A 22048-nucleotide genomic window follows, 5' to 3' on the forward strand; every position below is an offset into this window, starting at 1 on the left:
TTTACATAAACAGGTTTCCTGCTAGCATGAAGACATACGGCCAGCCTATGAGGCCGCACAGGACCAGCCGGGGACAGGGTATGCAACAGATCAGGGTGCGGGCTGAAACTCCCGACGACTTCAGCGCGATTGATGTCGTGAATCTCAGTGCTTTTGAAGGTGAGGCCGAGGCGCAACTCATTGGTGAATTACGAAAGTCACCAACCTTCATACCGGACCTGTCGCTGGTGGCAGAGCTCAATGGCCGTATTGTTGGCCATGTGGTGTTGTCCAGGGTCAAGCTTGTTTCCGATCAGGGTGAAAGCGAAATACTTGCACTGGGTCCGATGTCGGTCGTGCCCTCGCAATCACACCGGGGTATTGGCTCGGAACTTATCGATGCTGCCGTTGCACGAGCCAAACCGCTTTGCTACAACGCCATCGTGGTGGCCGGGCACCCCGATTATTACTTGCGCTTCGGATTCAGGCCGGCATCTGAATGGGGCGTGACCTGTAATCTGCCAATACCGGATGATGCCCTGACGGCAATGGAATTGGTCGATGGTGCCCTGTCAGGTGGGGGAGTTGTCGAGTATCCCGACTTGTTCAAGGCATTATTCTAGGGGAACTCTGATTAATTCATATTCCGTCATTCTGGCGTATGCCAGAATCCGGTGGTTTCAATGAGATGGATGCCGGTACCGGATCGAGTCCGGCACAGGCTCTGCGCTGGCATGACGGATTAATCAGAGGTTCCCTGGAAAAGCCTCTGTTTTCCTGCTATCCGGTATGGACCGGTGTCAAGGCTACAACAGCTCCCAGACATCATCGAAGTCGCTACTCATCGTTTTTGAAGCGGGTTTCTTTTGACCGGGGAGCTTTATTTCGCCCAGTGCCGTGAACTGGAACTGGGCAAAGCTGCCGGTGTTCTCCACCAGTTTTGTCAGCTCAACGCGGACATTTTTTCCATGGCAGTTGATAACGGCCGAGTCACCGACCCTGAAGGGTGGTGAGGGCAGCAACAGGGTTGCGCTCTGCTGTATGCTGGCAATTTCAGGTAGCAGCAAGCCGCGGGTAAATTCATGGTTTTTCGTTCCCCGCTGTTCAGGCTGTCCGGCAATTGCAACGGCGCCCGGTGACAGCATTTGTACACCGAGTTCCAGCCCGCGTTTGTCGGCAAATTTCAGCCAGCGAATTACGCCCAGCCGCCAGTGAAATGTATCCGGGTCACTTTCTTCACGGATTCCCAGCAATTCGCCTACCTGGGCACGGGTGGTTTCAAGGTTGTCCCACAACAGGCAGTATCCGCCGGCGCTGATATTGACCATTTTCCAGTTCTGGGTGCGGTGGCTGGTGTTGATCTGCATCCCGGAAGCCGCACGGGCTACAGCCGTTTCCAGATTGGAGGGCAGCGCTTCTCCTTCAATCCGGTAGTTCATTTCCCACACGTCAGGCATATTACCTTCGCTTGCCCTTACATCACGTGCGCCAAAGCTGGCAGGTTCCTGAATATGCGGGACGGGCCCCGGGTCGGCGGAAAGATCGGTGTGACACTTTTTGCTGACGGGTGTCTGGTTGAAGACGGCCTCGCCACTGACAAAATAGTGGATAGAACTCAACCCCATCGACACGATGACCTGTGACTGGTCTTTTACACGGGAATAACGGCGTTTTGGCATAACACCCCATACCAGCATCAGGTGCTTGATTGTGGACAGTTTAATGCCGGTCGGGCGACTTTCCCGGGTTTCGCTTATGGCCTTGCGGGCATGCTCTGCAAGGCGGCCTGTATCCAGGGTTCGGGTAGTACCGCAATTCTCGTTGGTATCCCTGAGGACAAGATAACTGGGAGGCTCATCGCTATCCAGATTTACGGAAAAGAGTGCGTTCGGTTTTTCTTCGAGCATTTTAAGGTCGCTGAATTTTGCCCAGTCTTCCAGTGCATTATAGATATCTTCAGCTTCACCATGGCGAAGGCGATAAGGGCAGGCCAGCGCGAGCAGTAAAATTTGTTTGTAGCAGTCTGTGACAGTTGATGTGTGTTGAACGGCCGCAACAACGTCCATGACTTTATTGCGATGCAGGCCGTTGCTTTCTGCGTAGCGATATAACGAATGAATTTCCAGCCAGACCGATTCCGGGTAAGGCTCGTAAACCTGGAAGGCTTTAAGCAACACGACACCAAGCAGCTTTACTGACCGGTGAATGGCAGTGACCAGCAACTTCCTGTCCTTGCGGCCTACGCCGGCAATCTGCTCCATAACCAGCACCTTGTACCCGGTGGCCAGCGCATGGGTGATTTCACGTGACAGATGTGCAATCTTCAGATTTTTCATCATTGGCGGCAGTGGTTTGCCGACAACGTGTTTTTTCATGTGGTCTGTGACGAAGCGAACCGGTTCCTGGAGGAGTTCAAGCGTCTTGAAGCGTTGCTGGGCAGGAATATCCTGGTGGTTGAGATCGTTCAGTGCCTCGAACAGCAATTTAGTTGTTTCTCCCACATTGGCCATGGGAAGGCGCTCAATCCAGTTTTTTACACTGCTTGGCTGGCTGTCGAATGAGCCGTTTTTCGGGCTGGTACGGTTCGGTACTGAAAGTTGCATGGGCAATTCGTCCGCTGGTTATTTTTGCATGGCGGGAAGCAGGCGTGCTGCTGCCATAATGGCATCCCGTATCCGGGCTATCGTCATGTCGCGGGAAAACTGAATAGCCGCAGGGTGTTGCGAGACGTCAGGGGTATGCCTGTTCAATACGAATAAAAACCGGGATACAGGGGTGTTTTTTTCGGTGGCTTGTTGCCGGGATGTACTAGAGGGGGATTTTCGCGCTTTCTCCGGGTATTTCTCTGACCAGTCGTGGAATGAGGTAACCCGATGTCAGGGAACGTATTTTTCCCATCAGTTGTTGTGCCTCTATATCACTGACAGCGAAATGGCTGGCACCCTGAACCGGGTCCAGCTGGTGCAGGTAGTAGGGCAGGACGCCGGCCTCGAACAGTCGCTGGCCAAGCTTGCACAAGGTTATAGCGTCATCATTCACACCCCGCAGCAGGACGGACTGGTTGAGCAAGGTGGCGCCGGCTGCTTTCATTTGCTGCATGGCGCTTGCCACCACAGCGTTGATTTCGTTGGCATGGTTGCAATGGATCACCACGACGATGCGTAGACGGGTGGTCGACATCCAGTCGAGCAATGCACTGTCGACGCGTTCCGGCAGCACAACCGGAACGCGGCTATGTAGTCGCAGCGTAGTCAGATGGGGGATCAGTTCCAGCTCCTCGACCATATCCTTCAGTCGGGCATCAGTCAGCGTCAAGGGGTCGCCGCCGCTTAGAATTACCTCACTGATCTGTTCGCGCTGTGCCAGGTAGTCCAGTGTGGCGGGCCAGTGTTCGCGGGTCGGATTGGCTTCGTTGTAAGGGTAATGACGGCGGAAGCAATAGCGACAGTTCACCGCGCAGGCACCGGTCAGCGTCAGTAATACGCGCCCGGGGTATTTGTGCAGAAGGCCGGGGACCGGCATGGCATTCTGTTCCTCCAGCGGGTCGACTTCGTAGCCGGGTGCTTCGACCAGTTCCTCGCCGAGTGGCAGTATTTGCCTGAGCAGGGGGTCATCGGGGTCGCCCCGGCGCATGCGTTGTACAAAGCCGACCGGTACGCGCAGGCGAAACTGCCGTGCAGCACTTTTTGCCTTTGGCAGCAGGGCCCGTGGCAAATCCAGCAGTTCCCACAGTGTTTCCACATCGGTGATGCACTGGCCCAGCAGCGTCTGCCAGAGGGGCGGCTGTTGCCGTTGCAGGCTTCGCGGTATCATACGGCTCCAGTTTTTCCTGATATCGACAACACAAGGTGCTCCATGGCGACCTACAGTACAAATGAATTCAAGGGCGGTCTGAAGATTATGCTCGATAACGACCCCTGTTCCATCATTGAAAACGAGTTTGTGAAGCCTGGCAAGGGCCAGGCATTCAACCGGGTGAAAATCCGCAATCTCAAGACCGGTCGGGTCATTGAGCGTACTTTCAAATCGGGTGAGACAGTGGAAGCGGCGGATGTCATGGAAACCGATATGCAGTACCTGTACAGCGATGGCGAGTTCTGGCACTTCATGGATCCGGACAGCTATGAGCAGATAGCCGCCGGTGAAGCGGCAGTGGCCGAGGCGAAGAAATGGCTTAAGGAGCAGGACTCCTGCCTGGTCACCCTGTGGGACGGTGTACCGATTAGTATAACGCCACCAAACTTTGTGGAACTGGAAGTCACGGAAACCGACCCCGGGGTCCGCGGTGATACCTCGGGCGGCGGAGGCAAGCCGGCTACGCTACAGACCGGCGCGGTAGTGCGCGTCCCGCTGTTCATCGATGTCGGAGAAATCGTCAAGGTTGATACCCGTACCGGCGAATACGTCGGCCGTGCCAGGGACTGATATCCCTGCAGACTGGCGACCCGGTGCCAGTAAGAAAGTGCTGCTGTTGCGGGCCACAGTAATGGCGCGTATCCGCGGTTTCTTCCATGAGCGGAATGTGCTGGAGGTTGATACCCCGCAACTGGCATCGGCGGCTACAACCGATCCGGCCATTGACTCCTTTCAGACTGATTACACCGGACCCGGAGCGGCACATGGCAAGCCACTTTACCTGTGCAGTTCCCCCGAGTTCTTCATGAAGCGATTACTTGCCGCAGGAAGTGGAGCGATTTTCCAGCTTGCGCACGTGTTCCGTAACGGCGAGCACGGTGCGCGGCATAATCCTGAATTCATGATGCTGGAGTGGTACCGGCCGGGGTTTGACCATCATGCGCTGATGGACGAAATAGATGACTTGCTGGTCGAGGTCCTTGACGGGCTGGTCGATTATCGCGCTGCCCGTCGCATCGGTTACCGGGACTGGTTTTTAGAAGAAACCGGACTCGATCCCTGGCTTGATGATACCTGCGCATTCCGGGGGTTTGCCTCGGAAAAGCTTGGAATAGAGACATTACCGGCCCTTGATGATACAGATCGGGACGGCTGGCTGGACCTGGTTGTGACGCACTGGCTGGAGCCGCGGCTCGGCCACAAAACACAGTTTGTATATGACTATCCGCCGTCGCAGGCATCACTGGCGCGGGTGAGGAATGGGCGCTACCCGGTGGCCGAGCGCTTCGAGCTGTATGCCGGCGGTGTAGAACTTGCAAACGGGTTTCACGAACTGACAGATGCAAAAGAGCAAGCGCAGCGATTTGAGGCAGAGAACCGATGCCGTGTACAGCGCGGACAGGCAGAAATGCCGGTAGATGCTGCCCTGATCGGCGCGCTCGCGCACGGTCTGCCGGAGTGCAGTGGTGTGGCGCTTGGGTTTGACCGTTTACTGATGCTCGCTACCGGTGCATCTGCAATCGATGCTGTTATGCCGTTTGGTCTGGACCATGTCTGAAAACATGCTGCAACCGGCTGTCGTGCTGATCGAAACCAGTCATCCCGGCAACATCGGTGCGACCGCACGCGCCATGAAAAACATGGGCCTGCGGGATCTGCGGTTGGTCAATCCCAAACAGTTTCCCTGTGCCGAGGCCACAGCGCGTGCCTCAGGTGCAGACGATGTGCTGGCTGCTGTACGACAGTTTGATTCTATTGAGGCGGCAATCGCTGGCGCGACACTGGTTGTCGGTGCCAGTGCGCGTAGCCGTTCACTGCCAGTGCCGATACTGGATCCCCGGCGTTGTGCGGAACAGGTATGCACCCACCCGGATACCGGCAGGGTGGCGATTTTGTTTGGTCGTGAACGTACCGGTCTGACCAATGAAGAGCTGGATCTCTGTCATTATCTGGTGCAGATACCGGTGAACCCTGAGTATCCTTCACTGAACATCGCTGCTGCTGTACAGGTCATTTGTTACGAATTGCGTGTGGCTGCACTGGCTGGCGCCGGCACTTCACAGTCTGACATCGACAGGGATTACGCCACATCCGAACAAATGGAGCAGTTTTACCGGCACCTGGAGCAGACGCTGGTCGAGCTGGAGTTCCTTGATCCGGATAACCCCCGCCAGTTAATGCGCCGCCTGCGCAGGCTTTTTAACCGCGCCCGTCCGGACCAGAACGAAATCAATATCCTGCGCGGTATCCTGACGGCCGCAAACCGGAAAGCCCCGGAAAACTCCGGTTAACCTGCCAGACGGGTGTCATTGCGAGCGAAGCGAAGCCATCTTTTCACGTCTCGCGCCAGCCTGACAGAGATGGCTCCGCAATGCCCGTAGCGACCCTGCGGGCTTCATTACGGGCAGTAAATCTTTCGGATCAAGGCATCGGAATGAAGCGGGTTCAAAACCGGATGAATTGGCGCGCTGGCAGAAGGTGCCTATAATGAACTGCTTATTTCCGGACCGGGTGATTTATGTGGGAGCGAATGCGGGAAGACCTCAACTGCGTATTTGATCGCGACCCGGCCGCGCGCACCCGGTTTGAAGTTATTACCACCTACCCGGGTTTTCATGCGGTGATGATGCACCGTCTCACGCATGTTCTGTGGAACAACGGGCTGCCATTGCTGGCCCGGGTGCTGTCCAATCTCACCCGCTGGCTTACCGGTATCGAAATCCACCCGGGGGCGACTATCGGGCGACGTTTCTTCATCGATCATGGCATGGGAGTGGTTATTGGCGAAACTGCCGAGATCGGGGATGACTGCACCCTCTACCACGGTGTCACACTGGGTGGTACCAGCTGGGAGAAGGGTAAACGTCACCCGACATTGGGTAATGACGTGGTGATTGGTGCAGGCGCGAAGGTGCTGGGGCCAATTCTTATCGGTGATGATGTCCGTATTGGTTCCAACGCTGTTGTCGTCAAGGATATCCACGAAGGTTCCACGGTAGTTGGTGTGCCCGGGCGCGTGGTAGGTGGTACGCGCACTGACCAGCAAAAGCGCCGCGAGGCCATTGCCAGGAAAATGGGCTTCGATGCCTATGGTAGTACACAGGACATGCCTGACCCGGTCGCCAATGCGATCAACAACATGCTCGACCACATTCATGTCATGGACAAGCGTTTGGAAGAGATGTGCCGTAGTTTGAAGAGTCTCGGCGCCGAGGTGGGGGATATGCAGATGCCGGATCTTGGCGCCTGCGAGCTGGATAGCCAGGCGACCTGCGCTACGCCTCCCATCGAAACCGGTGAAGATGAGCCGGAATCCGTGGCGGATGAAAATTCTGGCAGCGAGGATGACAGCAAAGCGAATTGACCGGGTCTGGCGGCAGGAATAGCGGCCCGGAGTATGATCTTGCTGGTTAGAATCGCCCAAATTCCCTCGTTGCGGGAGGGATGTCCCTGTACATCAATGTGTTGTCTGTCAGTCCCCTGCAACCCCTGTTTCCGGCGGGTTGGTAATTCTTGACTGTTTTACTCAGTTATGGCACTTTAGCAAGGTTTTCCAAGGCTTGAATAGAGGCAGGTTGGCATGAAATTGACCAGCAAGGGGCGCTACGCCGTTACGGCAATGTTGGATCTGGCGCTGCACGCGAACCAGGGACCGATCACGTTGTCGGCAATTTCCGAGCGACAGGGCATTTCTCTCTCGTACCTGGAGCAACTTTTCACTCGCTTGCGCCGCAATGGACTGGTGTCCAGTACCCGCGGCCCCGGTGGCGGTTACCTGTTGAGTGGGGACGCAGCAAATATTGCGGTCGCCGACGTGGTAGCTGCAGTTGATGAAAGTGTCAACGCGACGCGCTGCGGAGGGCAGGAGAACTGCCAGGGCGGGCAGCGCTGCCTGACCCACGATTTGTGGACGGAACTCAGTGAACAGATTTTTACATTCCTGAGTGACATTTCACTGGCCCAACTGGTTGAGCAGGATACTTCGGGGTCTGCGGGTACCGGAACAGCTGTAAAGCATGAGCTTGAGGTTGATGTTGTGCGCCCGGCCCCGACTTTGGAGTCGCGCTGACGCGGACGGGGCAGCAGGCATGAAATGCTATCTCGATTACAACGCCACCACGCCACTCGCCGGACCGGTGCGAGATGCCATGCTGGCCTGCATGGATGGTTTGCCGGGCAATCCCTCCAGCACACATCAGTTTGGGCGTGCCAGACGGGCCATGATCGAAGCCGCTCGCGAACAGGTGGCGCAGCTGGTCGGAGTGCAGCCTTCCCAGGTGATTTTTACCAGTGGTGGCACCGAGGCCAACAATCTGGCCCTGCACGCGGTAACCGCCGGGCGTACACCTGGACGTATTGCGGTGAGTTCGATTGAACACCCGTCGGTGCTGGAGATGGCCCGGCATCTGGCAGATAGCGGCTGGCAGACAGACTTGCTGGGTGTGGATACACAGTGCCGGGTGACGGAAGCGGCACTGCAACAGAATATTACGGCTGACACCCGACTTGTGTCGGTGATGATGGCAAACAATGAAACCGGCGCCATACAGGACATTGCATCTATTGCAGATTATGCACGCAGGGCTGGCGCTGTCATGCACACCGATGCTGTCCAGGCGGTCGGCCGACTGGCGGCAGATTTTGCTGACAGTGGCGTGCAGCTGATGAGCTTGTCGTCGCACAAGATTTATGGACCGCAGGGTGTTGGTGCCCTGGTGTACGACAAGGCGCTGGAACTGACGCCACTTCAGTATGGTGGTGGCCAGGAGCGCGGTTACCGCGCCGGAACGGAGAACGTGGCCGGTATTGTCGGTTTTGGTGCGGCAGCGGAACTGGCGCTGCAGCGACAGGCATCGGACAGCGAATACCTGCGAAGCCTGCGTGATGCGCTGGAGGCTGGCCTGGCGCGCTACCCGCAGATAACGATATTTGCGCAACAGGCAGAACGCTTGCCCAATACAGTACAGCTGGCGGTTAACGGAATCGATGGTGAGGCGCTGCTGATGCAGCTTGATCGCGCGGGTATCGCGGTCTCCAGTGGCTCTGCCTGCTCGAGCGGTAACAACGAAGCCAGCCATGTGCTGTTGGCTATGGGTGTTGAGCCGGTACTCGCACGCGGTGCCATTCGCATCAGCCTGGGGCGTGATACCACGCAGCAGGATATCGACGCAGTGTTGAACCAGATCGGGCAACAACAGCAATGGGTCCAGAAGGCCGGACAGGTTGCCGGCTGGTAATCCCGGAAATGTAACTTGAATCTCAGGTGTAATGAATCATGACTGTAAAAACGCCAATTTATCTCGATTACTCTGCGACAACGCCGGTCGACCCGCGTGTTGCCGAAAAAATGTGCAGCTACCTGACGCCGGACGGCAAGTTTGGTAACCCGGCGTCGCGCTCGCACAGTTTCGGCTGGGAAGCTGACAAGGCGGTTGAGGAAGCGCGCCGCAATGTGGCCGCGCTGGTTAATGCTGACCCGAAAGAAATTGTCTGGACCAGTGGCGCAACCGAGTCAGATAACCTGGCAATCAAGGGCGCTGCGCATTTTTACGCCAAGAAGGGCAAGCACATAATTACAGTCAAGACCGAGCACAAGGCGGTGCTGGACAGTTGCCGCCAGCTTGAGCGCGAAGGTTTTGAGGTGACTTACCTGACCCCGGAGACCAACGGGTTGCTGGACCTTGAAAAGTTAAAGGCTGCAATGCGCGAAGACACCACGGTTGTCAGTGTCATGCACGTCAACAACGAGATTGGTGTAATCCAGGACATCGCTGCCATAGGTGAAATCTGTCGTGATCGCAAAATCGTGTTTCACGTCGATGCCGCACAGAGCGCAGGCAAGGTCGAAATCGACCTGCAGAATATGAAAGTTGACCTGATGTCCTTCTCGGCCCACAAGATATACGGCCCCAAGGGTATGGGCGCATTGTTTGTGCGACGCAAACCCCGCGTTCGCCTGGAAGCACAGATGCACGGTGGTGGTCATGAGCGCGGCATGCGTTCCGGCACCCTGCCGACCCACCAGATTGTCGGTATGGGTGAGGCTTTCCGTATCGCGAAGGATGAAATGGCCGAGGAAAATGTGCGTCTCGCCAAACTTCGTGACCGGCTTTATGAGGGTTTCAGGGATATCGAGGAAGTCTATGTCAATGGTGATCTTGACCATCGTATTCCGGGTAACCTCAACATCAGTTTCAACTTTGTCGAAGGCGAAAGCCTGATCATGGCGCTCAAGGATCTGGCGGTCTCGTCAGGTTCTGCCTGTACCAGCGCCAGCCTGGAGCCATCCTATGTGTTGCGTGCGATCGGGCGTAATGACGAGCTGGCGCACAGTTCAATCCGCTTTACTATCGGTCGCTTCACGACGGAAGAAGAAATCGACTACACGATTAAACTGGTGCGCGAGAAAATCGGGAAATTGCGCGACCTTTCACCGCTCTGGGACATGTACAAGGATGGCATTGACCTGGACTCCGTCCAGTGGGCTGCGCACTGAGGAGAGAGATATTATGGCGATTACTCTGACAGAAGCTGCTGCGGAACGCGTCAAGAGTTTTCTTGATCAGCGAGGCGAGGGTGTGGGCCTGCGACTCGGTGTGCGTACATCCGGTTGTTCCGGTATGGCCTATGTGCTTGAGTTCGTGGACGAGGTCGAAGATACGGATACCGTGTTCGAGGACCATGGTGTGAAGGTTATCGTGGACCCCAAGAGTTTGTTATATCTCGACGGCACTGAACTCGACTTTGGCAAGGAAGGCCTCAATGAAGGCTTCAAATTCAACAACCCCAACGTCAAGGACGAGTGTGGTTGTGGCGAAAGTTTCACTATCTAGTCCGGCGGCGGGGTATTTTCCATGTCGTCAGTATTGACGCAGAATTTTTACGAGCTGTTTTCCCTGCCGCAGCAATATGCCCTCGACCGGTCGGCGCTGGATGAGCGCTACCGGGATCTGCAGCGTAGTGTTCACCCGGACCGGTTTGCCAGTGCCGGAGAGCAGGAGCGCCGCATTGCCATGCAGCATGCGACGCATATCAACGAAGGCTACCAGACGTTGAAGCATCCGTTAAAGCGTGCGCGCTACCTGCTGGAATTGCGCGGGCGAAGTATCGACGACCAGCAGACCATGCAGGCCGACCCGGCATTTCTTATGCAGCAGATGGAGTTGCGAGAACGGCTTGGTGAAATCCATGCGGTGGATGACCCCCTGGACGCACTCGATGTACTGGCCAGAGAGATCGACGCACTGTATAAAGCGCTGGAAAGTGAACTTGCGCAGGTGCTCGATACCGATGAAGGTGATATCGAACAGGCTGTTGCGCTGGTGCAGAAAATGCAGTTTTTTACCCGCCTGCAAAATGAAGTGCAGGAACTGGAAGCTGACCTCGAAGACGAACTTCTCTGACCTATGGCATTACTGACGATTTCCGAACCCGGCCAGTCGACCGCGCCCCACCAGCATCGCCTGGCAGCAGGTATCGACCTTGGCACCACCAACTCGCTGGTTGCCAGCGTGCGCAATGGTGTGGCCGAGACCCTGCCGGACGAACAAGGTCGCCATCGGCTGCCTTCTGTCGTCCACTACCGTGAAGACGGTAGCGTTGATGTCGGGCGGTCTGCGTATGAACAGGCTGCACAAGACCCGCTCAACACCATTGTTTCTGTGAAGCGATTCATGGGGCGCGGGGTTGATGACATAAAACGCCTCGGTACCGAACTGCCCTATGAGTTCGTAGCCGCCGGGTCCGGTATGCCGTTGATTCGTACCGTTGCAGGTGACAAGAGTCCGGTACAGGTGTCCGCCGAAATTCTCAGGGTACTACGTGAACGTGCCGAATCGACGCTGGGTGGTGAGCTGACCGGTGTGGTGATTACTGTGCCGGCCTATTTCGATGATGCCCAGCGCCAGGCAACCCGGGATGCAGGCAAGCTGGCCGGTCTCAATGTCATGCGTTTGCTCAATGAGCCAACGGCAGCAGCCGTGGCTTACGGTCTCGACAAGGACTCGGATGGCGTTATTGTTGTCTATGACCTGGGTGGCGGAACATTCGACGTTTCTGTACTGCGTCTCAACCAGGGGGTGTTTGAAGTGCTGGCCACGGCCGGGGACAGTGCGCTGGGTGGAGACGATATGGATCGCCTCATTGCCGAGTGGATAATGCGGCAGGCCAGTATTGCGGGTAGTCCTGATCATGGTTTGCAGCGCCGCTTGTTGCATGAAGCCTGTCGTGCCAAGGAAGCCCTGACTGACATGGATCAAACCATCATCGAGCTGAAACTCGATGACGACAGCCTGTGGCAAGGGGAGCTGACACGCTTGCAGCTGGACGAGATCATCGCGCCACTGATCAAAAAGACGCTGGCGCCATGTCGCCGTGCATTACGCGATGCCGGTGTCGATCGCGAAGATATTGCCGGGGTGGTGATGGTAGGCGGTTCCACCCGGGTGCGGGCAGTGCGCTCCAGGGTGGGTGAATTTTTCGAGCGCGAACCACTGGTGGACATCGATCCTGACAAGGTGGTTGCTGTGGGTGCCGCCATCCAGGCGGATATCCTGGCCGGCAACAAGCCGGATGATGAGATGCTGCTACTCGATGTCATTCCACTGTCACTGGGTATCGAAACCATGGGTGGGTTGACGGAAAAAATCATTTCACGCAACACCACTATCCCGGTGACGCGTGGCCAGGAGTTCACTACTTTCAAGGATGGCCAGACAGCCATGGCACTGCACGTGGTGCAGGGCGAGCGCGAACTGGTCGAGGATTGCCGCTCACTGGCGCGATTCGAATTGCGTGATATTCCGCCAATGGCGGCTGGTGCAGCACGTATCCTGGTCAGCTTCCAGGTTGATGCCGACGGGCTGGTCAGTGTTACCGCGCGAGAGGAAACCAGTGGTGTGCAGACACACATCGAGGTCAAGCCTTCCTACGGGCTGACGGATGCCGAGGTGGAAAGCATGTTGCGTGACTCTATGGAGCATGCAAAAGACGACATGGAGGCGCGGCGCCTGCGTGAGCAGCAGGTGGAGGCTGATCGTGTACTGGAAGCCATTCAGGCCGCTCTCGATACAGACGGTAACGAGTTCCTGGATAACGATGAGCGGGCAAAAATCGATGCAGCTGTCGATGAGCTGCGCACGGCGCGCGATGGTGATGACCACCGTGCCATTAAACAGGCCATCGAAAACCTCGAAGCCGCAAGCAGCGTGTACGTGGATCGCCGCATGAATGCCAACATCCGCAAGGCCATGACCGGCCACGCTGTCGATGAATTCAAATAGAGCAAGGTACTATGCCAAAAATTATTTTCCTGCCACACGAAGAGATCTGTCCGGAAGGCGCGGTGGTCGAGGCTGAGCCCGGCACCACAATTTGTGACGCTGCGCTGGCCAATGGTATCGAGATCGAACACGCCTGTGAGAAATCCTGTGCCTGCACCACCTGCCATGTGTATGTGCGGGAAGGTTTCGATTCACTGGAAGAATCTGACGAAAATGAGGATGACCTGCTCGACAAGGCCTGGGGTCTGGAACCCGATTCACGCCTTAGCTGCCAGGCGAAGGTGGATAATGAAGACCTGGTGGTGGAAATTCCCAAGTACACCATCAACATGGTCAGTGAAAATCACTAGAGGACAGGCGCCATGGGACTGAAATGGATCGATTCACTCGATATTGCTATTGAGCTGGACGAAAAATACCCGGATATAGACCCGACGGCAGTACGTTTTACCGAATTGCGCGAGTGGGTAATCGGGCTCGATGAGTTTGATGACGATCCCGAGCATTCCGGTGAGAAGATCCTGGAAGCCATCCAGATGGCCTGGATCGAGGAGCGCGAGTAGTTCAGTGCTTTGTCGAAGCTGGCTGCAGGCAAGGTGGCCTGCACGCCGGGCTCCAGAATGCTTCGGGTCAGTATGTTTCTGTCACCCTGCCCCGGCTGGCCATAGCGAAACACACATAACTCTGTAATATTCTCTTATTTATCAAATTATTACAATCAGGCGCCCAGCAGCTTCCTGGCGAAGTGTTCGCCTCCAGCTGCGCCGATCCCCGATTGCCTGTTCACCTTCGGAACAGGTACACTACCCGATTCAGCTTTATTAGCTAAGTTTCAGATTTCCCGGCATTTTACATAGAGGCGCGCGGGTAAGGCACAGACTCAACGTTGGCAGTATGACAGACAAGATGAATTTGCTGAATTTCGATCGTCCGGCGCTGGCCGAATGGTTCGCTGCGCGTGGCGAAAAGCCGTTTCGTGCCCAGCAACTGCTGAAGTGGATCTACCAGCAGAACGTCAGTGAGTTTGACGAAATGACCAATCTCAGTAAAAAGTTGCGCGACAGCCTGAAGCAGGATGCCGAAGTGCGTGGCCTGAGGGTGGCTGCCGACCAGAAGTCTGCCGACGGTTCACGCAAATGGCTGTTCGAACTGGATGACGGAAATTCTATCGAAAGTGTTTATATCCCTGAAGCGGAACGCGCCACCTTGTGCATATCTTCACAGGTCGGTTGCGCGCTTAATTGCAGTTTCTGTTCAACTGCTCAGCAGGGTTTTAACCGGAACCTCACGGCAGCGGAGATCATTGGTCAGCTATGGACTGCCTCACGTTTACTGGCCATGGATGACATATTGCCTGTGTCCAATGTTGTCTTCATGGGTATGGGCGAACCTTTGCTGAATTTTGATAATGTCATGGTCGCCGTGTCATTGATGCAGGACGATTTCTCCTACGCCCTGTCCAAGCGACGCGTAACACTCAGTACGGCGGGAGTTGTGCCCGGACTGAAACGCCTGGCAGAGGAGTCAGATATCTCTCTGGCACTGTCACTGCATGCGCCGGATGATGAGCTGCGCAACAAGCTGGTGCCGCTCAACATCAAGTACCATATCGACGAAGTCCTGCAGGCCTGCAAGGAATATGTAGGTGAGGGGCGACGTCGAATTACCATTGAGTACGTCATGCTGGACGGTGTGAATGACAGTGACCGGCATGCCAGGGCGCTTGCAAAGCGTTTGCGCAAGGTGCCTTCCAAGGTCAACCTGATTCCGTTTAATCCGTTCCCGCGTACACGTTACCGGCGTAGCAGCGAGCAACAGATCGAGCGCTTCAGAAATATTCTGCATAACGCCGGCATTGTTACCATTACCCGGAGAACCCGTGGTGATGATATCGACGCAGCCTGCGGGCAACTGGCGGGGGACTTCACGGACCGGACGCGACGCCGTGAACGGATGGGAATTGAAGTAACAGGGGATCTATCGTAATGGTGAGTCGGTTCGTAGCAGGGTGTATTGTCATGGTATTGGCGCTGTCGGCATGTACACCGGCGGGGCAAGCTACACGCGACGGTCACCAGACACCGGCTTCAGCCAATACACGGCTGGGTGTCGGGTATATGCGTGAAGGGATGTACGAGCCTGCCATGGAAGCATTGGAGAAGGCTGTCCGGCAGGACTCGTCCTACCAGCCTGCACATTCGGCGATTGCAGTGCTCTACGAGCGTCTGGGTGAGGAAAAGCAGGCCGAGAAACACTACCGGAAGGCTTATGCCCTTGACCCGAAAGATTCCCTTACCCTGAATAACTATGGTCAGTTCCTGTGTCGCAGCGGCCGCTATAAAGAAGCCGACCGGATGTTCACCACGGCACTGAAGGATCCCCTGTATCGTCGGCCAGAAACGACACTGACCAATGCCGGGTTGTGTGCTCTCCGTCAGTCAAAACAGGACAAGGCAGTAGAATATTTCCGCAAGGCTTTAAAAGTGAATCCGAAGTACAAGCCGGCATTGCGCGAGATGGCGCGCATCAATTTTGTGCGCAAGAACTGGTTGGGTGTGCGCGCTTACCTGCAGCGATTGCAGGAGGTAGATCCCCTGACGCCCGAGTTCCTGTGGTACGGGGTACTGGCAGAACAGGCGCTGGGTGACTCTGATGCACAGTCCAGTTATGCGTTGTTGTTGAGAAACCGCTATCCCGATTCCAAAGAGGCTGGCCTGCTGGTTGATTGGGAGCGTAAGCAAAGTGGTCGATAACGACACGGAAAAGTCGGCCGAAAGCGGTCTTTCTGCCATTGGCAAGTGCTTGTCAAAGGGGCGCGAAGAAGCCGGAATGGAGATGGGCGAAGTTGCCTCCGAGCTGCACCTGCGTGTTGAAGTGATCCAGGCGCTTGAGGCTGGCGATGAGGCTGCCTTGCCTGCCGCTGCTTTTATCCGTGGCTACGTGCGTTCCTATGCGCGTTGTGTTGGCCTGGACGAGGCCGCGCTGGTTGCAAGATTGCCCCAGGCGACAGAACATCGACCGGTTCCAAGACAGGTTGCGCGCAAGCATTATCGCGTGCCCTCCATCCCGCTTGGCCGTGTGCTGATGTGGGGACTGATTCTGCTGGTGCTGGGTATGGTACTGCTGTACGGCGCGCCCGCACTGGAACGGCTTTGGTCAGGACAGGGTGGCCAGCCAGTCGACAACTCGTTACAGCTTCCCCCTTCGGATACCCAGGTGCCTGATGCGGGTGCATTGCCATTACCTGAAGAGGGAAGTGAAGAAGCACCAGACGTATTTTTGACGGAAAAACCGCCGGAGCCGGAGCGTGCGCAAGCGCCGTCAGTTGCGGTGCCGGATACTACAAAAGAAGTGGTTCGGACAAAAGCACAGGGCCCGGCCGAACTTGTGCTGCGCTTTACCGAGGATAGCTGGGTTGAAATGACATCACGACAGCGCAAACTGGTTGTCGGGACGCAGCATGCCGGTACCGAGCGTATTGTACGGGCAGAGCCCCCGATCGATATTTTGCTCGGCAATGCGCCAGGGGTGAAGATGACGTGGCGTGGCAAGCCTGTTGACCTGACCCCCTACCAGCGTGGCAAGGTCGCACGTATCAAGCTGGAAAACTGATAATAATGTCGAATACCTTGCAAGCCATTCGTGGCATGAATGATATTTTGCCAGACCAGACACCGGTCTGGCAGTTTGTCGAGGATACATTGCGAGAGGTGCTGTCATCGTACGGGTACCGCGAAATTCGCATGCCTGTTGTCGAAAAAACCGAGCTTTTCAAACGCTCGATCGGCGAAGTGACAGATATAGTCGAGAAAGAGATGTATACCTTTGAGGATCGCAACGGCGACAGCCTGACACTGCGTCCCGAAGGAACAGCCAGTTGTGTACGTGCCTGCATACAGCACGGACTGGTCAACAACCAGGTGCAACGACTCTGGTATACCGGTCCGATGTTCCGGCACGAGCGGCCGCAGAAGGGGCGCTATCGTCAGTTCTACCAGGTTGGTGTCGAGGTTTTTGGTCTGGAAGGCCCCGATATCGACGCCGAACTGATCATCATGACAGCGCGATTCTGGAAACGCCTGGGACTGGGTGATGTTACGTTGCAACTGAATTCGCTCGGTACGGTAGAGGCGCGCACCCGCTTCAAGGCCGCACTGGTTGAATACCTGAAGGCGAATTTCGAGCAGCTTGATGACGACAGCCAGCGCAGGCTGGAAACCAATCCACTGCGTATACTGGACAGCAAGAACCCGGATATACAGGCGTTGCTCGGTGAAGCGCCGCAGTTGTCTGATTATATTGATGATGACTCAAAAGCGCATTTTGAAGCTTTTCTTTCGCTGCTGGATGCAGCCGGTGTGGCTTATGAGATCAACCCGAGGCTGGTGCGTGGACTTGATTATTATGGCCGTACAGTTTTCGAGTGGGTTACTGACCAGCTGGGCGCACAGGGTACCGTCTGTGCAGGCGGGCGTTACGACGCACTGGTGGAGTACCTGGGTGGTCGGGCCACTCCGGCCGTGGGCTTTGCCATGGGACTTGAGCGTCTGATTGCGCTGCTGGAAAACCAGCAGGCGGTGTTCCCTGCTGCCGAGCCGCACCTCTATATCGTCGCCATGGGTGATTCGGCGCAACGGGAAGGGTTCCTGATCGCCGAACGCCTACGTGACAGCTTGCCCTGGTTGCGTGTGCAGACACATTGCGGCGGCGGCAGTTTCAAGAGCCAGTTCAAGAAGGCCGACCGCAGTGGTGCGCAGTACGCACTGGTCATCGGTGAAGATGAAGTGGTGCGTGGCGAGGCAGGGATCAAGCCGCTAAGGGAGCGCAGTGAGCAGCAGTCGGTATTATTCGATGATCTCCCCGTGCATGTTGCGCAGTTGTTCGGTCACGGGACAGATTAATTTCAGTTTGGCAGGTATCCGGTTGATATCTGCCAGTCACAATGAGGAGACAGTCCGATGGACGTTCATGCGTCGGAAAAAGAACAAATCGAAAGCCTGAAAAAATGGTGGAAAGAGAATGGCAGTTCGCTGATCACAGGTGCATTACTGGGGCTTTCACTGATATTCGGTGCCAGGGCCTGGATGAACTGGAAGGATACCCAGGCAGAAAACGCATCAAACAGTTATGCCGTGATGCAGACGGCTTTGAAACAGAATGATCTGGAAATGGTTCGCAACCAGGCCAGCCAACTGATCAGTCAGTCCAGCGGTTCGGGTTATGCAGTACTGGCAGCCCTGGTGCTTGCAAAACTTGCTGTCCAGGACGGCGAGTTGGCTGCTGCACAAGCCCAGCTTGAGTGGGCGCTGGAACACGCCAAGACACCCCAGCTCGAAAATATTGCACGAAGCCGGCTGGTGCGCGTACTGATAGATGAAAAGGACTACTCTCAGGCCGCGAAGGTACTGGCAGAAACCACAGGCGTCGGTGAATACCAGGCTATTTACGCAGAGCTTGAAGGTGACCTTGCATTTGCGCAGGGTGAAACGGCGTCGGCTGCTGCCGCGTATCGCGATGCGCTGGCCTTGCTTCCGGCTACAGCGCCCAATGTTGCTTATCTGCGGGTGAAGTATGAAAACCTGGCAGGCAAGGATGCAGCGGCACAATGATGCGAAATGCAGTATTTGCTATTTTTGCACTGATGTTGCTGGGCGGTTGTTCCTGGTTTGGTGACAAGGATAACAGTGAGCCGCCGGCCAAACTGCAGAAGTTTGACGAGCAGCTGACCCTGCGCAGCCTGTGGAGTCGTGATACCGGTGTGGGAACCGACGGGCAGCGGGTCAAGCTTGTTCCTGCAATTTTCGGTGAGCGGGTCTACACAGCTGATCGCAGAGGACGGGTGTCAGCCTACCTGCTTGAAGATGGTGAGCCGGTCTGGCGTAAAAAGATAAATGTACCTGTCTCTGCAGGCCCTGGCGTGGATGAAGGTCTCGTGCTGGTGGGAACCAGCGACGCACGCGTGCTTGCGCTCGATACGGAAACTGGCGAACAGTTGTGGACAGCGCCGGTTTCGAGCGAAGTACTTTCGGTGCCGCGGGTTTACGAGGGTGTTGTCGTCGTGCAGACGGTCGATGGCAATCTGACCGGTGTGGATGCAGAGAGCGGGAAACGTATCTGGATCCATGACCGTACCGTACCGGTGTTGTCGTTGCGGGGCACCAGTACCCCGCTGGTCGAAGGCGGACTGCTAATGGCAGGATTTGCCAATGGCAAGCTGGTAGCCCTGGATGTGCGCACCGGACGACAGTTGTGGGAGGCGGCCGTTGCTGTACCGAGCGGGCGTTCGGAACTTCAGCGTATGGTCGACGTCGATGCGGATCCCGTTGTGCGTGATGGTGTCCTGTATGTGGCAAGTTTCCAGGGCCAGCTCGCTGCAGTCTCGCTTCAAAATGGCCGGCTGTTATGGAGCCGGGAGATGTCGGCGTATGCCGGCATTGCAGTTGATTATCAACAGGTCTATGTGACCGATGAACTCAGTAATGTGTGGGCGCTGGACCGACGCACCGGCGCATCACTATGGAAGAACAGTGACCTGCAACGCAGGTTCCTGACAGGGCCCGTAGTTGTTGGTGGCTATATCGCAGTCGGGGACTTTGAAGGTTACATTCACCTGTTATCCCGTATCGATGGTGCGCTTGCAGGTCGTGAACGGGTTGAACGCGCCGGCATTCTTGTGCCGGCAGTTGCGCTGGGTGACCGCTTGCTGGTGCTGGGCGCCGGTGGCAAGCTGGTGATGTACCGGCTGAAACCTGTCGAGTAGATTATGCTGCCTGTTATTGCGCTGATCGGCCGGCCGAATGTCGGCAAGTCGACTCTGTTCAACCAGCTTACCCGTAGCCGGGATGCGCTGGTGGCAGACTTCCCGGGGCTGACGCGCGACCGCCAGTACGGGAACGGCCGGGTCGGCGACAGCCCCTACCTGGTCGTTGATACCGGTGGCCTGGTCGGGGGTGAGGAGGGGCTAGACAGTTTGATGGCTGATCAGGTGTGGCAAGCTGTCGATGAGGCTGATGCGGTCATTTTTTTGCTCGATGCGCGTGATGGTCTTAACCTGAGCGACGAGCAAATTGCCGAGCGCCTTCGTCGTAGCGGTAAGCGCGCCTGGCTTGCCCTGAATAAATCCGACGGGCAGGATACTGATGCTATTGTTGCCGATGCCTACGCGCTTGGCCTGGGCGATCCCGTGCCGATTGCTGCCACACAGGGACACGGGGTTACCTCGCTGATTAACCGGGTGTTGGCGGATTTCCCGGCACATGAAGAAGTCGAGGCAGAAAAGCGGGCGCACAAAGGGATTCGTATCGCGGTGGTAGGGCGCCCGAATGTTGGCAAGTCAACACTCACCAACCGCATGCTTGGCGAAGAGCGGGTACTCGCTTATGACCAGCCCGGAACCACACGCGACAGTATCTATATTGACTTCGAGCGTGATGGTGAGCCTTATACGCTGATTGATACAGCGGGTGTGCGGCGCCGCAGCAAGGTCAGCGAAACGATTGAGAAGTTCAGTGTCATAAAGACATTGCAGGCCATAAACGATGCCGATGTGGCATTGCTGGTGCTGGACGCACATGCGGGTGAGGTGACCGAACAGGATGCGACGCTGGCCGGTCACATACTGGAGAGTGGTACTGCGCTGGTGGTGACGGTGAACAAGTGGGATGGTCTGGATGAAGACCAGCGCAACTGGTACCGGAACCAGCTGGACCGGCGCTTGCCGTTTCTTGGTTTTGCCGAGCGCTACTTTATATCCGCCCTGCACGGCAGTGGTGTGGGAGATCTTTACAAGGCGGTAAAAACTGCGCACCGGTCAGCTTCAATAAAGGTGGGGACTTCCGAGCTGACACAGTTGCTTGAGAAGGCGGTCCATGATCATCAGCCACCACTGGTGCGGGGCAGGCGGATCAAGTTGCGTTATGCGCACCAGGGTGGACAATACCCGCCGGTTATTGTGATACACGGCAACCAGACTTCACGTTTGCCGCATACTTACAAGCGTTACCTGAATAACTATTTTCGCTCGGCTTTGAAACTTGTGGGTACACCGATACGGTTCGAGTTCAAGACCGGTGATAATCCGTACAAGGATAAGCGCAACAAGCTTACGCCACGCCAGCAGCGTCAGCGCAAGCGGATGCTGCGACACGTCAAGAAATAATAATCATGCACCACAACGGGAACGGGTGGAAAACGTGAGTAAACTAAAACAGGGGCGGATCATACTGGCGGGTGTGTTCACTATGCTGCTGCATGCTTGCGCAGTGACATCGCCGTATGAAGAAGCCAATGATCCCCTGGAAAGCGCGAACCGTGTGGTGTACCGGTTCAACGATACGCTGGACAGAAAGCTGATCAAACCGGTTGCAGAGTACTACAGGGACTATGTTCCTTCCCCGGTACGCACGGGCGTTGGCAATTTTTTCGGTAATATTTATGAGCCGATTGTCATTGTCAATGACCTGTTGCAGTGGAAACCGAAACAGGCCGCCAGTGATACCATGCGTTTTGGATTTAATACCATATTCGGTGTAGCCGGGTTGATTGACGTATCCACGCCCTGGGGCATGGAGGAACACCATGAAGACTTTGGTCAGACCTTTGGTGTCTGGGGTATCGGAGAAGGCTGGTATCTTGTTTTACCTGTCCTCGGGCCCAGCACGCTGCGAGATACCGCGGGCTTGCCGCCCGCCTGGGCCATGGAACCGGTCAATATGCGGACAAATGGCTGGGTGCGGCTGGGCTGGTATAGCCTGTTTGCTGTGAATAAGCGCTCAGAACTTCTTTCTGCCTCGCGTGTACTTGATGCCGGCTCGGTGGATGCCTACCTGCAGGTCAGGACGGCCTACCGGCAAAAACGCTGGTTCGAAATTTATGACGGTAACCCACCTGAGCCGGACTTCTTTGATGACGAACTCTTCAATGACTAGGCGAAT

23 protein-coding genes are annotated in these 22048 nt (G+C 56.1%); 21 read left to right on the forward strand and 2 right to left on the reverse strand.

Annotated features, from left to right (window positions below):
* The first annotated feature begins 80 nt into the window (after positions 1–80).
* Entirely contained in the window at positions 81–602 is a 522-nt protein-coding gene (locus tag DFR30_RS03405; protein WP_165869075.1) for a GNAT family N-acetyltransferase, read from the forward strand.
* 183 nt (positions 603–785) lie between these two features.
* On the opposite strand, the gene DFR30_RS03410 is transcribed toward DFR30_RS03405, so the two are convergent.
* Together DFR30_RS03410 and epmB are read right to left on the reverse strand one after the other, a co-directional pair.
* The gene (locus DFR30_RS03410) at positions 786–2582 is read right to left on the reverse strand and encodes a hypothetical protein (RefSeq protein ID WP_132971338.1); all 1797 of its coding nucleotides are present in this window, start codon (positions 2580–2582) and stop codon (positions 786–788) included.
* Between the two features lie 205 nt (positions 2583–2787).
* Positions 2788–3792 carry an EF-P beta-lysylation protein EpmB gene (gene epmB / locus DFR30_RS03415; protein WP_132971339.1) on the reverse strand — a complete coding sequence of 335 codons (1005 nt, stop codon included), beginning with the start codon at positions 3790–3792 and terminating at the stop codon, positions 2788–2790.
* 42 nt (positions 3793–3834) lie between these two features.
* On the opposite strand from epmB, the gene efp reads away from it, so the two are divergent.
* From efp to DFR30_RS03515, 20 genes are all read left to right on the forward strand, one after another.
* Entirely contained in the window at positions 3835–4404 is a 570-nt protein-coding gene (efp, locus tag DFR30_RS03420) for an elongation factor P (protein WP_132971340.1), read from the forward strand.
* Positions 4391–5392 carry an EF-P lysine aminoacylase EpmA gene (gene epmA, locus DFR30_RS03425; RefSeq protein WP_243640666.1) on the forward strand — a complete coding sequence of 334 codons (1002 nt, stop codon included), beginning with the start codon at positions 4391–4393 and terminating at the stop codon, positions 5390–5392. Before efp ends, epmA begins: the two co-directional genes overlap by 14 nt.
* Positions 5385–6125 (forward strand): tRNA (cytosine(32)/uridine(32)-2'-O)-methyltransferase TrmJ, encoded by a 741-nt coding sequence (trmJ, locus tag DFR30_RS03430; RefSeq protein ID WP_207891794.1) that lies wholly within the window; start codon positions 5385–5387, stop codon positions 6123–6125. The genes epmA and trmJ overlap by 8 nt, the downstream gene beginning before the upstream one ends.
* A gap of 227 nt (positions 6126–6352) precedes the next feature.
* A complete protein-coding gene (gene cysE / locus DFR30_RS03435) occupies positions 6353–7198 on the forward strand; it encodes a serine O-acetyltransferase (protein ID WP_132971342.1) in 846 nt (281 codons plus the stop codon).
* Positions 7199–7414: 216 nt separating this feature from the next.
* Positions 7415–7903: a Fe-S cluster assembly transcriptional regulator IscR gene (iscR, locus tag DFR30_RS03440; RefSeq protein ID WP_132971343.1), complete on the forward strand. Its 489-nt coding sequence runs from the start codon at positions 7415–7417 to the stop codon at positions 7901–7903.
* Positions 7904–7922: 19 nt separating this feature from the next.
* Positions 7923–9071: a cysteine desulfurase family protein gene (locus DFR30_RS03445; protein WP_132971344.1), complete on the forward strand. Its 1149-nt coding sequence runs from the start codon at positions 7923–7925 to the stop codon at positions 9069–9071.
* Between the two features lie 38 nt (positions 9072–9109).
* Positions 9110–10330 (forward strand): IscS subfamily cysteine desulfurase, encoded by a 1221-nt coding sequence (locus DFR30_RS03450; RefSeq protein ID WP_132971345.1) that lies wholly within the window; start codon positions 9110–9112, stop codon positions 10328–10330.
* A 13-nt stretch (positions 10331–10343) separates the two neighbouring features.
* Positions 10344–10667 carry an iron-sulfur cluster assembly protein IscA gene (iscA, locus tag DFR30_RS03455; protein WP_132971346.1) on the forward strand — a complete coding sequence of 108 codons (324 nt, stop codon included), beginning with the start codon at positions 10344–10346 and terminating at the stop codon, positions 10665–10667.
* A gap of 21 nt (positions 10668–10688) precedes the next feature.
* Entirely contained in the window at positions 10689–11237 is a 549-nt protein-coding gene (gene hscB / locus DFR30_RS03460) for a Fe-S protein assembly co-chaperone HscB (RefSeq protein WP_132971347.1), read from the forward strand.
* A gap of 3 nt (positions 11238–11240) precedes the next feature.
* Positions 11241–13115 (forward strand): Fe-S protein assembly chaperone HscA, encoded by a 1875-nt coding sequence (gene hscA / locus DFR30_RS03465; RefSeq protein WP_132971348.1) that lies wholly within the window; start codon positions 11241–11243, stop codon positions 13113–13115.
* Positions 13116–13126: 11 nt separating this feature from the next.
* Positions 13127–13465 (forward strand): ISC system 2Fe-2S type ferredoxin, encoded by a 339-nt coding sequence (gene fdx / locus DFR30_RS03470; protein ID WP_132971349.1) that lies wholly within the window; start codon positions 13127–13129, stop codon positions 13463–13465.
* An 18-nt stretch (positions 13466–13483) separates the two neighbouring features.
* On the forward strand, positions 13484–13678 hold the full coding sequence (gene iscX / locus DFR30_RS03475) for a Fe-S cluster assembly protein IscX (RefSeq protein ID WP_481557200.1): 195 nt from the start codon (positions 13484–13486) through the stop codon (positions 13676–13678).
* A gap of 343 nt (positions 13679–14021) precedes the next feature.
* On the forward strand, positions 14022–15101 hold the full coding sequence (gene rlmN, locus DFR30_RS03480) for a dual-specificity RNA methyltransferase RlmN (RefSeq protein ID WP_243640667.1): 1080 nt from the start codon (positions 14022–14024) through the stop codon (positions 15099–15101).
* 32 nt (positions 15102–15133) lie between these two features.
* On the forward strand, positions 15134–15868 hold the full coding sequence (pilW, locus tag DFR30_RS03485; RefSeq protein WP_165869076.1) for a type IV pilus biogenesis/stability protein PilW: 735 nt from the start codon (positions 15134–15136) through the stop codon (positions 15866–15868).
* Positions 15858–16727, forward strand: a complete 870-nt coding sequence (locus DFR30_RS03490; RefSeq protein WP_132971353.1) for a RodZ domain-containing protein — start codon at positions 15858–15860, stop codon at positions 16725–16727. Before pilW ends, DFR30_RS03490 begins: the two co-directional genes overlap by 11 nt.
* Before the next feature lie 5 nt (positions 16728–16732).
* Positions 16733–18016 (forward strand): histidine--tRNA ligase, encoded by a 1284-nt coding sequence (gene hisS / locus DFR30_RS03495; RefSeq protein WP_132971354.1) that lies wholly within the window; start codon positions 16733–16735, stop codon positions 18014–18016.
* A 57-nt stretch (positions 18017–18073) separates the two neighbouring features.
* Positions 18074–18724, forward strand: a complete 651-nt coding sequence (locus tag DFR30_RS03500) for a YfgM family protein (RefSeq protein ID WP_132971355.1) — start codon at positions 18074–18076, stop codon at positions 18722–18724.
* Positions 18721–19875 (forward strand): outer membrane protein assembly factor BamB, encoded by a 1155-nt coding sequence (gene bamB, locus DFR30_RS03505; protein ID WP_132971356.1) that lies wholly within the window; start codon positions 18721–18723, stop codon positions 19873–19875. The genes DFR30_RS03500 and bamB overlap by 4 nt, the downstream gene beginning before the upstream one ends.
* Before the next feature lie 3 nt (positions 19876–19878).
* Positions 19879–21273 (forward strand): ribosome biogenesis GTPase Der, encoded by a 1395-nt coding sequence (gene der, locus DFR30_RS03510; protein ID WP_132971357.1) that lies wholly within the window; start codon positions 19879–19881, stop codon positions 21271–21273.
* Between the two features lie 34 nt (positions 21274–21307).
* Entirely contained in the window at positions 21308–22042 is a 735-nt protein-coding gene (locus DFR30_RS03515; RefSeq protein ID WP_132971358.1) for an MlaA family lipoprotein, read from the forward strand.
* Positions 22043–22048 lie beyond the last annotated feature (6 nt).

Origin of the sequence: Thiogranum longum, assembly GCF_004339085.1 — a bacterium.
Lineage (GTDB): Bacteria > Pseudomonadota > Gammaproteobacteria > DSM-19610 > DSM-19610 > Thiogranum > Thiogranum longum.